This is a genomic window from Streptomyces sp. G7(2002) (assembly GCF_028870195.1).
GTDB lineage: Bacteria > Actinomycetota > Actinomycetes > Streptomycetales > Streptomycetaceae > Streptomyces > Streptomyces nigrescens.
On the sequence record NZ_CP102609.1, the window covers coordinates 6,353,418 to 6,367,858 of the forward strand.

A 14,441-nucleotide genomic window follows, 5' to 3' on the forward strand; every position below is an offset into this window, starting at 1 on the left:
CTCGGGCGGGGGGAACCCCATCAAGACCGACCAACGGAGTCCCCGTGTCGCTGCCACCCCTGGTCGAGCCCGCTTCCGAGCTCACCGTCGATGAGGTCCGCAGGTACTCCCGCCACCTGATCATCCCCGATGTCGGGATGGACGGGCAGAAGCGGCTGAAGAACGCCAAGGTGCTCTGTGTGGGCGCCGGTGGCCTGGGCTCGCCCGCGCTGATGTATCTGGCCGCGGCCGGCGTCGGCACGCTCGGCATCGTGGAGTTCGACGAGGTCGACGAGTCGAACCTGCAGCGCCAGATCATCCACAGCCAGGCGGACATCGGCCGCTCCAAGGCCGCTTCCGCCAAGGACACGGTGCTGGGCATCAACCCGTACGTCACCGTCAACCTCCACGAAGAGCGCCTGGACTCCACGAACGTCCTGGAGCTCTTCGCGCAGTACGACCTGATCGTGGACGGCACCGACAACTTCGCCACCCGCTACCTGGTCAACGACGCCTGCGTGCTGCTGAACAAGCCGTACGTCTGGGGTTCGATCTACCGCTTCGACGGTCAGGCGTCGGTGTTCTGGAGTGAGCACGGCCCCTGCTACCGCTGCCTGTACCCGGAGCCCCCGCCGCCCGGCATGGTGCCCTCCTGCGCCGAGGGCGGCGTCCTGGGTGTGCTGTGCGCCTCCATCGGCTCCATCCAGGTCAACGAGGCCATCAAGCTGCTCGCCGGGATCGGCGACCCGCTCGTCGGCCGGCTGATGATCTACGACGCACTGGAGATGACCTACCGTCAGGTCAAGGTCCGCAAGGACCCGGACTGCGCCGTCTGCGGGGAGAACCCGACCGTCACCGAGCTCATCGACTACGAGGCCTTCTGCGGCGTCGTGTCCGAGGAGGCCCAGGAGGCCGCGGCCGGCTCGACGATCACTCCCAAGCAGCTCAAGGAGTGGATCGACGGCGACGAGAAGATCGAGATCATCGACGTCCGGGAGCCGAACGAGTTCGAGATCGTCTCGATCCCCGGCGCCAAGCTGGTCCCGAAGAACGAGTTCCTGATGGGCACCGCCCTCCAGGACCTCCCCCAGGACAGGAAGATCGTCCTGCACTGCAAGACGGGCGTCCGCTCCGCGGAGGTCCTGGCCGTCCTGAAGTCCGCGGGCTTCGCCGACGCCGTGCATGTCGGCGGCGGCGTCATCGGCTGGGTCAACACCGTCGAGCCGGAGAAGCCGGTCTACTGAGCTTCCCCCGCCACCCGCAAGGCGCCGGTCCGTGCACCACGGACCGGCGCCTTCGCGCTGTCTGGAGGACGCCCCCGGTGCGGGCGGCCGTCCCCGCTCAGATCTCGCCCTTGCGCGTCAGATAGGTGAAGGCCAGCCAGCCCGGCAGCACCGGCAGCCAGAAGACCATCAGCCGGAACAGCAGCACCGCGGGGAACGCCACGTCACCGGCGAGCCCGGCGACGGTGAGCGCGCCGAACAACGCGCCCTCGACGGCACCCACACCACCCGGCGTCGGCGCGGCCGAACCCAGCGCGTTACCGGCCAGGAAGGCCACCGCGATACTCGCGTAGCTGATCGTGTCGCCGCCGCCGAACGCCCTGATGGAGGCGTCCAGGCACATCACGTTCGCCGCCGTCAGCAGCAGCATCCCGCCGATACCGGTGACCAGCTTCCCGGGCCGCTGCAGGATGTCCAGCATCCGCGGGACCACGCCCGCGAACAGCGACCGCACCCGTGTCGAGACGAATTTCCGCAGCGTCGGCACCGCCGTGACGACCAGGACCAGCACGGCCACGGTCAGCAGCCCGGCGATGACCGTACGGGACGGGGAGATCGTCGGGGTCCGTTCGGTGCCCGTCAGATAGCCGAAGGTCAGCAGCAGCAGGATGTGGCTGCCCAGCCCGAACAGCTGGGAGGCGCCGACGCTCGCCACCGCCAGGCCGGGACGGACCCCGGCACGCTGCAGGAAGCGCGTGTTGAGCGCCACCCCGCCGATCGCCGCGGGCGCGACCAGCTTCACGAAGTTGCCCGCGATCTGTGCGATGACCGTTTTGACGAACGACACCTTCTCCGTGACGAACCCCAGCAGGCTCATGGCCGCCGCGATGTACGTCAGCCCAGAGAAGCCCACCGCGACCAGCACCCACATCCACTGGGCCTCGCTGATCAGATCGCTGAGGTTGAAGTGGGTGAGCTGCGACAGCAGCAGATAGACCGCGAACGCGCCGGCGATCCAGCTGATCAGGATGCGCGGGCTGAGCCGCTCCAGCTTCGCCGGCTCGATCACCGCCGCCGGGCGGATCAGCAGCACCTGCCGGCGGATCTGCGCCAGCAGATCCTCCTCACGGGCCTCCTCGGTCGCCTCGTCCAGGGCCCGTTTCTCGGCGTTCTTCTCCGCGTGCCGCTCGGCCCGGATCGTCTTGCGGTCCTTCGGGCCCGCCGCGTCGCGGGCCTCCCGTGCCTCCTTGGCGGCCTGCGAGGCCTCCAGCACCGCCTCCCGCTCCCGCTTGGCACGCTCCCGGGCCAGCTGGCGCAGCGTCGCGCGGGTGGTGCGGCTCAGCGCGATCGGCTGCAGCAGCGGAAGGCTGTCGGCGACCGCGTCCGGACCCAGCACCTCGACGGCCGCGGCCACCGCCCGCTCGGCGCCGACCCGCAGCCCGCAGGTGGCCAGCAGCTGGGCGATGTCCATCCGCAGCACCAGATCACCGGCCGCGATCTCCCCGCCGCGCAGCTCGGTCAGCACGATATGGCCGGAACGGTCCACCAGCAGCGCGTCACCGACCAGCCGCCGGTGCGCGATCCGCCGTGACTGCAGCGCCTCGACCTGCCGCCAGGCGCTGTGCATCAGCGCGTCGGTGATCTCCTCGTCGGCCAGCGAGTCGAAGCTGCGGCCGCCGATGTGCTCGTAGACCAGCATCACCGCGTCCGGGCCGAGCTCGGAGGTGGCGATCAGCTTGGGGGCGTTGGCACCGGCCGCGATGGCCGCATACGCCAGCAGCGCCTCCTGCTCCAGCGCCTGGCGCAGCGACTGCAGACTGCGGCGCTGATTGATGCCGCGCAAAGACAGCCGGCGCCACACGCGGTAGAAGAAGCCCTGCGCCTGCTGCTCGCGGTCGACGACCGTGACATCGATCGGCGGGCCGTCCTCCAGGGTGACGAGATAGCGGCGGCCGCGGTCGGCGTGCTCGGACTGCTCCGCGCCGGTGGCGTCCTCCGCCCGCAGCGCGGAAACCGGGTGGAAACCGACCCGGCGCAGCCCCGCGAGGAGGTTCTGGCCGGTGGGACGGACGTTGGGGGAGCCGACGGCGTAGAGGGTGCCGTAGGCGACGGTCCAGCCGATCAGCACGGTCGTGACGATCGCGAACGGTGTGGTGTACCGGCCGACCAGCACCGCGAACGAGTCCAGCAGCAGCACGCACCACATCGCGACCCGCCAACGGGGCCGCCGCGACATGCCCACCGCCGTCATATAGGCGATCACGGGCGCCAGGTAGCTGTGCACCGGAGCGGAGAGGGAACCGTTGTCGAGGGTCTGGGTCAGCGCGTCCCGGATGGACGGCGGGGCGGCCTCGGCCACCCACAGGTCGGTGGCCAGCGACACCCCGTGGGCGAGGACGGCGGCGAGCACCCCGTCCGCGATCCGCAGTCCGTCCCGCTTGATCAGCCGCTCGACGGCGAACGCCACCGGCACGATCAGCACCGCGACGCTGGAGGTCAGCCCCGCCAGGTTGATCAGCAGCGGCGGCGCCGCCTTCGCACCGCTGCCGATGTCGTTCTCCAGGCCCTGGGTGGTGCCGTGGGCGAACGTGGCGAGGCCGAGGACGAGCGCGATCCCGGCGATGCCGAGCAGCAGCCGCAGCAGGTCGGAGGGCCGGTGCACCCGCGCGGGCAGCAGCGGCTCGTCGCCGGAGACCCGGTCGACGTGGAACTCGCCGTACTCGTCGGCGCTCAGATCGGCACGGTGCGAGCCCGTACGGGGCTTGCTGCGGGCCGTGCCGGACATCTGCTCCTCGCCCTGGTCGTGCCGGACCTGCTCCTCCTCGGGCTGCTCGCTGTCCCGCTCCTCCTCGTGCCGCTCGCTGGGCTCGGGCTCCTTGGGCCCTTCCGGCCTCTGGGGCGCCCCGGGTCGTTCGGCCTTCTCGATCGTGCTCGCCTTTTCGGTAGCGGAAGCCGTGACCGGCTTCCGTTGGTGCTTCCCCTGTCGCGCCACCTGCTGCCGCTCGGGCCGCTCGGTCACAGCGGCCGGTCCGGGAGCGGTGCCGGCGGCGTCGACGGCCAGCGCCTCAGGGGCGCCCGCCTCCCGTGGAGGCGCTGCACCCTGCTGCTCGGCCGTCTCTTCTTGATCTCGTATCACCAGTCACCGTCCGGAAGATGGTGGCACGGCCGACCGTTGGAGGGGGGCATCAGGGTGCATTTCGGGGGTGCGGGAAGCGGAACATCCTCCCCCGCACCGTGGCTGACGGCGCCTTGCCGCCGACCTCCCGGGGGTGCGGGACCGTGTGTCCGCTCCCATTGTCGGTGCCGTGCGGCAGGATGGACCGAATGAGTGGGACCGGAGAAACGGCGGAAGGTGAGTTGCCCGCCTACGCGGAGCGGGTCCTCGCCGTCGCCGAGCTGATCCCGGCGGGCCGGGTGATGACGTACGGGGACGTCGCGGAGTGGCTCAGGGACGAGGAGCCGCCCGAAGGGCTGCCCTCGGCGGGCGGCGGCGGGCCGCGCCAAGTGGGGCGGGTGATGGCGCTCTACGGCGGCGCGGTGCCCTGGTGGCGGGTGGTGCGCGCGGACGGCCGGCTGCTGCCCGGCAGCGAACTGCGCGCACTGGCGCACTACCGGGAGGAAGGCACCCCCCTGCGCACCGCGGCCCAGGAGGCCGAGGACCATATACCGAGGCTCGACATGCGGCGGGCCCGCTGGGACGGGCAGCAGAACGGCGGCGCCGCTCCGTAGTGCCGACGGCGGTGCGCGGCGGCTCATGGGACGCGCTGGTACCGGCGGCGGTGCGCGACGGCTCGTGGGGCGCGCTGCGGCCCGGGTGCCGACTCGCGTAGCGTCGGGCACTGCCGTCACGAGGACGGCCCCGCCGCGCACCGCACCGCCGGACCGATTTCCCGGCCGGCGGCCCGCACCGCGGCGCTCCTCCGGACCCCGTCCGGGGGGACCCCCATCGCACCACCCACGCACCACGACGAGCACCTCCTCAGGACCGGCGATCCACGTGAGTTCCTCCTTCTCGGCCGCCCCGCCGACGCAGCAGCCCCACCGGGCGGCGCGGCGGGCTGCCGCGGGCGCGTACCGACTGGTGCGCACCCCGCCGGGGCGGGTGGATCCTCCTGACTTGGACGCAGCCCAGCGCGCCGTGGTTGACCACCGGCACGGGCCGCTGCTGGTCCTGGCCGGGCCGGGCACCGGCAAGACCACCACCCTGGTGGAGTCGGTGGCCCGCCGGGTACGGGCCGGCGACGACCCCGAGCGGATCCTCGTCCTCACCTTCAGCCGCAAGGCCGCCGTCGAACTCCGCGACCGGCTCGCGGCCCGGCTGGCCGCTCTTGAGGGGCAGCCCGACGGGCGTCCCGGTACGGCCGTCGGCGGACGGCGGGCGGGCATCCCGCAGGCGACGACCTTCCACTCCTTCTGCTACGCCCTGGTCCGCGCCCACCAGGACGCCGACCTCTTCGCCGACCCCCTGCGGCTGCTGTCCGGACCCGAGCAGGACCTCGTCGTCCGTGAGCTCCTCGAAGGACAGGCGGAGCTGGCCGGCGCCGGCCGCGCCCTGGTGAGCTGGCCGGACGAACTGCGGGCCTGCCTGACCACCCGCGGGTTCGCCGACGAGGTCCGCGCGGTGCTCGCCCGCAGCCGCGAACTGGGCCTGGGCCCCGAGGCCCTCGGCGCCTTCGCCCGGCGCACCGGCCGCCCCGACTGGAGCGCCGCGGCCGCCTTCCTCGCCGAATACCTCGACGTCCTGGACGCCCAGGGTGTCCTGGACTACGCCGAGCTGGTGCACCGCGCGGTGCTGCTCGCCGAACACACCGATGTCGCGGCGCAGCTGGCCCGTAGTTATGACGCGGTCTATGTCGACGAGTACCAGGACACCGACGTCGCCCAGGTACGGCTGCTGCGCGCGCTCGCCGGCAACCACGGGGCCACCGGCACACCGGGCTCCCCGGGCCGCACCCTCATCGCCTTCGGCGACCCCGACCAGTCGATCTACGCCTTCCGCGGCGCCGACATCAACGGCATCCTCGACTTCCCCGAGACCTTCCGGCGCGGCGACGGCACCCCCGCCCCGGTGGCCGTACTCGGCACCTCCCGGCGCTCCGGCGCCACCCTGCTCGCGGCCACCCGGCTGCTCACCCGCCGGATGCCGCTCACCCGGCTGCCCGCCCAGAAGGTCCGCGCCCACCGCGAGCCCGCGCCCGTACGGGACGGCGGCCGCGTCGAGGTGTACACGTACCCGACACCCGGCGCCGAACTCGACAACATCGCCGACATCCTGCGGCGTGCCCACCTGGAGGACGGGGTGCCCTGGCGCGAGATGGCCGTCCTCGTCCGCGCCGGAGGGCGCTCGCTCCCCGCCGTGCGCCGGGCGCTCACCTCTGCCGGCGTACCGCTCGACATCGACGGCGACGATCTGCCGCTGCGCCACGAACCCGCCGTCGCCCCGTTGCTGACGGCCCTCCGGGCGGCGGCACGGGCCGCCCTCCGGCAGGAGCCGGGTGGGGCTGCCGATGGTGAGCTGGCCGATGCTGTCGAGGGTGAGCTGGCCGATGCTGTCGATGGTGGCGCCGGGGCCGGTGGTGGTGAAGCCGGTGTGGATGAGGCCGGTGGGGGTGAGGCCGGTGGGGGCGCATCTGTTGTGGACGCGTCCCGTGTGGGCGAACCCGGTGGGGACGAGGCCGATGGGGGCGAGGCAGGGCCCGGCGGATCCGATGCGGACGAGGCAGGGCCGGGCGCACCTGACGTGAACGAGCCCGTTCCGGATGCCCCTGGTGCCGGCGCATCCACTGGGGTCACCCCCACCCCCGCCACCCCCTGGTGGCTCGACGCCGAAACCGCGCTCGACCTGCTGGCCTCCCCGCTGGGCGGGATGGACTCCGCCGACCTGCGCCGCCTGGGCCGCGCCCTGCGCGAGGAGGAGCGCGCCGCCGGACAACCGCTGCCGCGGCCCTCCGACGAGCTGATCGCCCGGGCACTCGCCGAACCCCAGCGCCTGGTGGCCCACGACCCCGCCTACGCGCGCGGCGCCCAGCGCCTGGGCCTGCTGCTGCGCAAGGCCCGCGAACTGCTGGCCGGCGGCGGCACCGCCGAGCAGGCCCTGTGGGAGCTGTGGGACGGCACCCCCTGGCCGCAGCGCCTGGAGCGGGCCGCCCACCGCGGCGGCGCCGCCGGCCGCAACGCCGACCGGGATCTGGACGCCGTCGTCGCCCTGTTCGAGACCGCGGCCCGCGCCGAGGAACGCACCGGCGGCCGCGGCGCCCTCAACTTCCTGGAGGAACTCGACGCCCAGGACATCGCCGCCGACACCCTCACCCGCCGCGCCGTCCGCCCCGACGCCGTACGGCTGATGACCGCCCACCGTGCCAAGGGCCTGGAATGGCGGCTCGTCGTCGTCGCCGGCGTCCAGGAAGGCCTCTGGCCCGACCTGCGCCGGCGTGGCTCGCTCCTGGAGGCCGACCGGATCGGCCGCGACGGCCTGGCCGAACCGCTCACCCCGGGCGCGCTGCTCGCCGAGGAACGCCGGCTGTTCTACGTGGCCACCACCCGCGCCCGCGAACGCCTGGTCGTCACCGCCGTGAAGGCCGCGGCCGACGACGGCGACCAGCCGTCCCGTTTCCTCACCGAGCTGGGCGTCACCCCTCAGGACATCACCGGCCGCCCCCGCCGCCCCCTCTCGGTGGCCGCGCTGGTCGCCGAGCTGCGCGCCACCACCGTCGACCCCGCGGCCACCCCCGCGCTGCGCGAGGCCGCCGCCCAGCGGCTCGCGAAACTGGCCGCGCTGCACGACGACGACCACCATCCCCTGGTGCCGGCCGCCCACCCGGACAACTGGTGGGGCCTGCACGAACCCACTCACAGCAGCGTCCCGCTGCGCGACCGCGACCGTCCCGTGGTCCTCTCCGGCAGCGCCCTCGACCAGCTCGCCCACACCTGCTCCCTCCAGTGGTTCCTGGGCCGCGAGGTCAAGGCGGACACCCCGGCCACCGCCGCCCAGGGCTTCGGCAACGTCGTCCATGTGCTCGCCGACGAGGTCGCCTCCGGCCGCACCCCCGCCGATCTGACCGTCCTCATGGAGCGCCTGGACTCCGTATGGGACGCCCTCGCCTTCGACGCCCCCTGGAAGTCACGCCAGGAAAAGGACCATGCGCGCGCCGCCCTGGAGCGCTTCCTGCGCTGGCACGTCATGGAACGCGAGACCCGCGGCCGGGACACCGTCGCCACCGAGCACGGCTTCGACCTCACCCTCCGGGCCGGTGCCTACGAGGTCCGTATCCGCGGCAGCATGGACCACGTCTCCCAGGACACACAGGGCCGGGCGTATGTCGTCGACTTCAAGACCGGCAAACAGAAACCGACCGGCCCCGAAGTCGCCCGCCATCCCCAGCTCGCCGTCTACCAGCTCGCGGTGCGCGAAGGCGCGGTCGACGACGCCTTCGACGGCCGCACCCCCGAACCGGGCGGCGCGGAACTGGTCCATCTGCGGCTGGGCGCACCCCAGAAGGAGGGCGGCGACGCGCTGCCCGCCGTACAGGCGCAGCAGCCGCTGGACGGGGAGTGGGTCGGCGAACTCCTCGCCACCGCCGCGGGCCGCGTGCTGGAGGAACGGTTCACGCCCACCACCGGCAGCCATTGCACCCACTGCTCCTTCCGGGCCTCGTGCAGCGCCCAGCCGGAGGGGCGGCACATCGTGGAGTGAGCGGGCGGGACGCCCGGCCGCCGGGCGGCCGCGAGCCACCGCCGTGACCCGGCCATGGCCCCGTGCCCCGGCCATGGCCCCGTGCCCCGACTCTGCCCCGTGACCTGCGACGACGAAGCCGGCGACGGCGACTGTCAGTGGCGGCCGTTACGGTTCTTGCTGTGTCAGCTCGCCTCACCGACCCCGAGCAGCTCAAGGAGCTGCTCGGCATCCCGTTCACCCCGGAGCAGACGGAGTGCATCACCGCCCCGCCCGCCCCGCAGGTCATCGTGGCCGGAGCCGGATCCGGCAAGACCACGGTCATGGCCGCCCGCGTGGTGTGGCTGGTCGGCACCGGCCAGGTCGCCCCCGAACAGGTCCTCGGGCTGACCTTCACGAACAAAGCCGCCGGAGAACTCGCCGAACGCGTCAGGGCCGCCCTGCTCGCCGCCGGCGTCACCGACCCCGACGCCCTTCCGCCCGCCACCGGCGACCAGCCCCCCGGCGAGCCGCGGATCTCCACCTACCACGCCTTCGCCGGCCAGCTCCTCAAGGACCACGGCCTGCGCATCGGCCTGGAACCCAGCGCCCGGCTCCTCGCCGACGCCACCCGCTTCCAGCTCGCCGCCCGTACCCTGCGCGCCGCCCCCGGCCCCTACCCGGCGCTCACCACCTCCTTGCCCTCCCTCGTGGAGGACCTCCTCGCCCTGGACGCCGAGCTCGCCGAACACCTCGTGGACCCCGCCGCACTCCGCGCCTACGACAGCGAGCTCCTCGCCGCCCTCGACGGTGTGAAACTCACCAACGCGGACCTGCGCAAGGCCCCCGAAACCGCCCGCGGCCGCCTGGAACTGCTCGACCTCGTCACCGCCTACCGCAGCGAAAAGCGCCGCCGCGACCTCCTCGACTTCGGCGACCAGATCGCCCACTCCGCGACCCTCGCCACCACCCGCCCGGAAGTCGGCCGCATTCTGCGCGACGAATTCCGCGTCGTCCTCCTCGACGAGTACCAGGACACCTCCGTCGCCCAACGCCTGCTGCTCTCCGGCCTCTTCGGTGCCGGCTCCGGGGCCGGAGACGAGGCCGGGTCCGGGGCCGGGGACGCCACCGGTCACGCCGTCACCGCCGTCGGCGACCCCTGCCAGGCCATCTACGGCTGGCGCGGCGCCTCCGTGGCCAACCTCGACGACTTCCCCGCCCACTTCCCCTTCCAGGACGGCACCCCCGCCCGCCGGTACGCCCTCAGCGAGAACCGCCGCAGCGGCGGCCGCCTCCTCGACCTCGCCAACGGCCTCGCCGCCCCCCTCCGCCGGATGCACGAAGGCGTCGAAGCCCTGCGCCCCGCCCCCGGCGCCGAGCGCGACGGCCTCGTCCGCTGCGCCCTGCTGCCCACCCACGCCGAAGAGCTCACCTGGCTCGCCGACTCCCTCGCCCACCTCGTCCACACCGGCACCCCACCCGGAGAAATCGCTGTCCTCTGCCGCACCGCCGGTGATTTCGCCCGCATCCAGGGCGAACTGGTCGCCCGGGACATCCCCGTAGAGGTCGTCGGCCTCTCCGGGCTGCTGCATCTGCCCGAGATCGCCGATCTCGTCGCCGTCTGCGAGGTGCTCCAGGACCCCACGGCCAACGCCGCCCTGGTCCGCCTGCTGATCGGCCCGCGCTGGCGGATCGGCCCCCGCGACCTGGCGCTCCTCGGCCGCCGCGCCCGCACCCTCGTCCACCACGGCGGCCCGTCCGACGACCCCGGACAACGCCTCGCCGAGGCCGTCGAGGGCGTCGACCCCGCCGAGACCATCTCGCTCGCCGACGCACTCGACACCTTCCTGGAAGCCGAAGGACCCGACGACGGCCTCCCGTTCTCCGCCGAGGCACGGGTGCGCTTCGCCTACCTCGCCACCGAACTCCGCGACCTGCGCCGCTCCCTCGGCGACCCCCTCATGGACGTGCTCCACCGGGTGCTCGCCGCCACCGGCCTGGAAGTCGAGCTGTCCGCATCCCCGCACGCCCTCGCCGCCCGCCGCCGCGAAACCCTCGGCACCTTCCTCGACATCGCGGCCGGATTCGCCGCCAAACAGGGCGGCGAATCCCTCGACGGCGACGCCACCCTCCTCGCCTTCCTCGGCTTTCTGCGCACCGCCGTCCAGTACGAGAAGGGCCTCGACAGCTCCCTCCCCGGCGGCGACAACACCGTCAAAGTGCTCACCGCCCACAAATCCAAGGGCCTGGAATGGGACGTCGTCGCCGTACCCGGCCTGGTCGGCAAGCAATTCCCCAGTGAACAGGCCCGCGAGTCCTGGACCAGCCGCCCCAAGGTCCTCCCGCACGCCCTGCGCGGCGACGCGGCGACCCTCCCCGACGTCGGGGAATGGACCGCCCGCGGCCTGAAATCCTTCAAGGAGGCGATGAAGCAGCACCAGGAAACCGAGGAACTCCGCCTCGGCTATGTCACCTTCACCCGCCCCCGCTCCCTGCTGCTCGGCTCCGGCCACTGGTGGGGCCCCCAGCAGAAGCGGCCGCGCGGCCCGTCCGCCTTCCTGGAGGCCCTGCGCGAGCACTGCGAAGCCGGACACGGCGAGATCGAGCACTGGGCCGCGGCCCCCGAGGACGGCGAGGAGAACCCGGCCCTCTCCGAGGCCGCCACGGAACAGGCCTGGCCGCTGCCCCTCGACCCCACCGCCACCGCCCGCCGCCGCGCCGCCGCGGCCACGGTCCGCGCCCACCTGGAACGCCGGACGGGGCAGCAGGCGGGGCAGCAGGCGACCGTCTCCGCGTCCGCCGCGCCCTCCCTCTCCGCCCACGACCCCGACTGGCCGCCGCCCCCGCCGGACGACACATGGGAACCGGACCCTTACGACCCGTACGACGTACCCGAGACCGACGCATTCGGCCTCCGGGAAGCCGACCCGTTCGAGGACGCCGCGGCGTACGACGTGCCCGATGCCGGCCCCTTCGCGGCGGGTTCTTTCGAGGCGGACCCTTTCGAAGCTGATGCCTTCGAAGGCGGCCCGTCCGACGCCGGCCCGTCCGACGCCGGCCCGTCCGACGCCGGCCCGTCCGACGCCGGCCCGTCCGAGGACGCCGCGGTGCACGACGTCCCGGCGTACGACACCGCCGAGGCCGAGGCCGAGGCCCGGGCCCAGACGCAGGGTCGGGCCGGGAACGGGACCGCGCCCGCCCCCGCGGCGGCCCGGCCCGCACCCCGCCCCCGCATCGTCGCCCAGCGCTCCACCGAGCCCGACCTCACCGACCCGGCCGACGCGGCCCACACGGCCGACACCAGCCACCCCGACCCCGTCACCACCCACCACGAGGGCACCGCCCATCCCGACGACATCGCCCTTCCCGACGAGGACACCGCCCCCCACTCCCTCCTCCCCGAGGAGCGCCGCACCGTCGGCTCCTGGGACCGCGATCTGGACGCGCTCGCCGCCGAGCTGCGCCGCGCCCGCGCGACCGTCCGCGACGTCCCGCTGCCGTCCGCGCTCAGCGCCACCCAGCTCCTCCGCCTCGCCGCCGACCCGAACGGCTTCGCCCGCGAGCTCGCCCGCCCCATGCCGCGCCCGCCACAGCCCGGCGCCCGCCGGGGCACCCGCTTCCACGCCTGGGTCGAATCCCGCTTCGAAGAGCTCACGCTGCCGCTGCTCGGCCCCGACGAACTGCCCGGCGCCGAACCGGGCGAGGAAACCGAGATCGTCGACGAGCACGACCTCGACGCCCTCAAGGAAGCCTTCGCCCGCACCCCCTACGCCCACCGCACGCCTTACCGGGTCGAGGCCCCCTTCCAGCTGACCCTCGCGGGCCGGGTGATCCGCGGCCGGATCGACGCCGTCTACAAGGAGCCCGGCCCCGACGGCGACCGCTTCGAGATCGTCGACTGGAAAACCGGCCGCGCCCACACCGCCGACCCCCTCCAGCTGGCCGTCTACCGCCTCGCCTGGGCCGAGCGGTACGGCCTGGAGCCCTCCGCCGTCGACGCCGCCTTCCTCTACGTCCGCAGCGGCGAGGTGGTCAGACCCGCCCGGCTCCCCGGCCGGGCCGGGCTCGAACGCATCCTGCTCGGCGAGACCGCCGACCGGCCTCCCCCGGAAGGCCGATAGGCTCGGTCGTATGAGCACAACCCCGGACAGCGCCGTCCACGCGTACCTCACCCTCCACCGCGAAGCCTTCCTCGAAGACCTCGCCGAGTGGCTGCGCATCCCCTCCGTGTCCGCCGACCCGGAGCGCGCCGGCGATGTACGCCGCAGCGCCGAATGGCTCGCCGCGAAGCTCACCGACACCGGCTTCCCGACCGCCGAGATCTGGGAGACCGGCGGCCTGCCCGCGGTCTTCGCCGAATGGCCCTCCGGCGACCCGTCCGCGCCGACCGTGCTCGTCTACGGCCACCACGACGTCCAGCCCGCCGCCCGCGAGGACGGCTGGCACACCGACCCCTTCGTGCCGCAGACCATCGACGGCAAGCTCTACGCCCGCGGTGCCGCCGACGACAAGGGCCAGGTCTTCTTCCACACCCTGGGCGTGCGCGCGCATCTCGCCGCGACCGGTCGCACCGCCCCCGCCGTCAACCTCAAGCTGCTGATCGAGGGCGAGGAGGAGTCCGGCTCACCGAACTTCCCGGCCCTGATCGAAAAGCACGCCGACCGCCTCGCCTGCGACGCGGTGATCGTCTCCGACACCGGCATGTGGTCCAAGGACACCCCCACGGTGTGCACCGGTATGCGCGGCCTGACGGACTGCCAGATCGACCTCTACGGCCCCGACCAGGACATCCACTCCGGATCGTTCGGCGGCGCCGTCCCCAACCCCGCCACCGAGGCCGCCCGGCTGGCCGCCGCGCTGCACGACACCGACCGCCGCGTCGCCGTCCCCGGCTTCTACGACGGCATGATCGAACTCACCGACCGCGAACGGGAACTCTTCGCCGAGCTCCCCTTCGACGAGGAGGAGTGGCTGCGCACCGCGCACTCCCACGCCCCCCTCGGCGAGGCCGGAAGCACCACCCTGGAACGCATCTGGGCCCGCCCCACCGCCGAGGTCAACGGCATCGGCGGCGGCTACCAAGGCCCCGGCGGCAAGACGATCGTGCCCGCCACCGCACAGCTCAAGCTGTCCTTCCGGCTGGTCGCGGGACAGAACGCGGCCGCCGTGCAGCAGTCCGTACGCGACTGGGTCGCAGCGAGCCTCCCGGCCGGCATCCGCCACGAGATCTCCTTCTGGGGCGCCACCCGCCCCTGCCTCACCCCGCTCGACCACCCCGCGCTCCAGTCCGTCGTCCGCGCCATGGGCCGGGCCTTCGGCCAGAAGATCCGCTTCACCCGCGAGGGCGGCTCCGGACCGGCCGCCGACCTCCAGGACGTCCTCGGCGTCCCGGTCCTCTTCCTCGGCATCTCCATCCCGTCCGACGGCTGGCACGCACCGAACGAAAAGGTCGAGCTCGACCTGCTGATGAAGGGCGTCGAGACCGCCGCCCACCTGTGGGGCGACCTGGCGGAGACCTGGCACACGGCCTGACCGCGCGCACCGCCGTACCGACCCGCGCCCGTACGCAGCAATCACCCACGCCATAG

6 protein-coding genes are annotated in these 14,441 nt (G+C 73.5%); 5 read left to right on the forward strand and 1 reads right to left on the reverse strand.

Translation table 11 applies throughout. From position 1 onward, the window contains the following. Positions 1–44: 44 nt before the first annotated feature. Positions 45–1,223, forward strand: a complete 1,179-nt coding sequence (gene moeZ, locus NUT86_RS27140; protein WP_018089439.1) for an adenylyltransferase/sulfurtransferase MoeZ — start codon at positions 45–47, stop codon at positions 1,221–1,223. A 97-nt stretch (positions 1,224–1,320) separates the two neighbouring features. On the opposite strand, the gene NUT86_RS27145 is transcribed toward moeZ, so the two are convergent. After that, complete coding sequence (locus NUT86_RS27145) at positions 1,321–4,338, reverse strand: lysylphosphatidylglycerol synthase domain-containing protein (RefSeq protein ID WP_167540515.1); 3,018 nt, start codon at positions 4,336–4,338, stop codon at positions 1,321–1,323. Positions 4,339–4,526: 188 nt separating this feature from the next. On the opposite strand from NUT86_RS27145, the gene NUT86_RS27150 reads away from it, so the two are divergent. The 4 genes from NUT86_RS27150 to NUT86_RS27165 all read left to right on the forward strand — a co-directional run bounded on the left by NUT86_RS27150 (position 4,527) and on the right by NUT86_RS27165 (position 14,385). Further along, positions 4,527–4,931: an MGMT family protein gene (locus NUT86_RS27150; RefSeq protein ID WP_109892451.1), complete on the forward strand. Its 405-nt coding sequence runs from the start codon at positions 4,527–4,529 to the stop codon at positions 4,929–4,931. A 388-nt stretch (positions 4,932–5,319) separates the two neighbouring features. Beyond that, positions 5,320–8,895 carry an ATP-dependent helicase gene (locus NUT86_RS27155; protein ID WP_274738029.1) on the forward strand — a complete coding sequence of 1,192 codons (3,576 nt, stop codon included), beginning with the start codon at positions 5,320–5,322 and terminating at the stop codon, positions 8,893–8,895. A gap of 161 nt (positions 8,896–9,056) precedes the next feature. Continuing rightward, on the forward strand, positions 9,057–12,974 hold the full coding sequence (locus tag NUT86_RS27160; protein ID WP_274738031.1) for an ATP-dependent DNA helicase: 3,918 nt from the start codon (positions 9,057–9,059) through the stop codon (positions 12,972–12,974). A gap of 10 nt (positions 12,975–12,984) precedes the next feature. Continuing rightward, a complete protein-coding gene (locus NUT86_RS27165) occupies positions 12,985–14,385 on the forward strand; it encodes a dipeptidase (RefSeq protein WP_266439375.1) in 1,401 nt (466 codons plus the stop codon). Positions 14,386–14,441 lie beyond the last annotated feature (56 nt).

Bases quoted from the DNA above. Each gene is read 5' to 3' on its own strand.
- NUT86_RS27150 (WP_109892451.1), top strand. From the start codon at position 4,527: ATGAGTGGGACCGGAGAAACGGCGGAAGGTGAGTTGCCCGCCTACGCG.
- NUT86_RS27165 (WP_266439375.1), top strand. From the start codon at position 12,985: ATGAGCACAACCCCGGACAGCGCCGTCCACGCGTACCTCACCCTCCAC.